The 1,409-nt window shown below is 51.2% G+C and carries 1 protein-coding gene; it reads right to left on the bottom strand.

Features of this window, described 5'->3' with window-relative positions; translation table 11 throughout:
- Positions 1 to 407: 407 nt before the first annotated feature.
- Positions 408 to 1,340, bottom strand: a complete 933-nt coding sequence (rsgA, locus tag MoGM_RS06535) for a ribosome small subunit-dependent GTPase A (RefSeq protein WP_104369304.1) — start codon at positions 1,338 to 1,340, stop codon at positions 408 to 410.
- Positions 1,341 to 1,409: the final 69 nt, after the last annotated feature.

The raw sequence follows: 1,409 nt of genomic DNA, 5'->3' as shown, positions 1-1,409 counted from the left end.
ACGGGATGCTAAACGCGACGCAATCAGTATACTAAACGCGAATCGGGACTTTCAAAAAGTGGAATGCCCGGAGTGTGAATAATGAATATTTTCTGTATGGTGCTGATATACAGTGTGTTGTGTAAAACACTGAACTGCGGCGATATTTGCGGCCTCCGCATTTTAGTTTCAAAATAATCGAAATATGGAACGTGCTTTGTAAAAATAATTCCGAATTCCGTAAACTTTGTTTTGTTGGATGCGGATGCATTATACTGTACTTGGCAATCACCGTCTTGTGGTCATGGGATGTCTCTGCTTCCGGTGCTTCTGCATTCGCCGGCAAGGCGGCTCTTTGCGTATTGCCGTCGGGTAATGATGCCGCTATGTCGTGCTTGCTTGCCGTATATGGATATACGGGACGGTCTTTAAAAAGCTTCGCGGTATTTTTTTTCGTCCTTGTCGTCGAGCATGCTGAGATAAGATTGGTATCGACTTTCAGATATGTAGTGCTCTTCCACGGCGCGGAGCACGGCACACCCTGGCTCATGGCGGTGGGTGCAGTCGCTGAAACGGCAGTCGTGCGAGAAGTGGAATATCTCCTTGAAATAGCTTGTCAGTTCTTCCGGCTCGATGTCGAATGTTCCGAACCCCTTTATTCCAGGCGTGTCAACGATATATCCGCCGCCCGGCAGTTCGAGCATCTCGCTGAAAGTGGTGGTGTGCATGCCGGTGTTGTGTGCGTCGCTGATTTCAGATGTGCGCAGGTTCACGCCGGGCAGTATGCTGTTTATCAATGTCGACTTGCCTACGCCGCTGTTGCCGCTCAGCACGGTGATCCTGTCTTTGAGCAGATTGCGCAGGCCGTCGATACCGCTGCCTGTGGCCGCCGATACGGCCCGGCACTCGTATCCTATGTTGTCGTAGAGCGTCATCATCAGCTCCTGATACCGCAGTTCGTCGTCGGTCAGTATGTCGCTTTTGTTGAACACCAGCACCACCGGTATGCGGTATGCCTCGGCCGAGGCGAGAAAGCGGTCAATGAAAGTGGTGGAGGTCTGCGGCTTGTTCACCGTAACCACGAGAAATGCCATGTCCACGTTGGCTGCGATGATGTGGCTTTGCTTCGACAGGTTTGGCGACTTGCGTATGATGTAGTTCCGGCGGTCGTCTATCGTCGTGATAAAGGCCGTGCCTTCCGGATTTGTCACTATGTCAACCCTGTCGCCCACGGCCACCGGGTTGGTGCTGCGGATGCCTTTCAGCCTGAAGTTTCCTTTTATCTTGCTGTCTATCAGCCGTCCGTCGTCTGTCTTTACGGTGTACCAACTGCCTGTGTTCTTGACTACTAAACCTTTCATTGGCGTTAATGATGAATAATAAATTATGGATTATCGGCCGTTGCCGGTTGGCATCGTCACCGATAATCC

It is taken from the genome of Prevotella sp. MGM1 (genome assembly GCF_002933775.1).
Taxonomy (GTDB): Bacteria; Bacteroidota; Bacteroidia; order Bacteroidales; family Bacteroidaceae; genus Prevotella.
The sequence above is the reverse complement of the archived record's forward strand: the minus strand, read 5'-3'. Positions and strand labels throughout refer to the sequence as shown.

What these genes read in the sequence shown, in the direction of transcription:
- rsgA (WP_104369304.1), bottom strand. Translation starts at nt 1,340, where the DNA reads ATGAAAGGTTTAGTAGTCAAGAACACAGGCAGTTGGTACACCGTAAAG.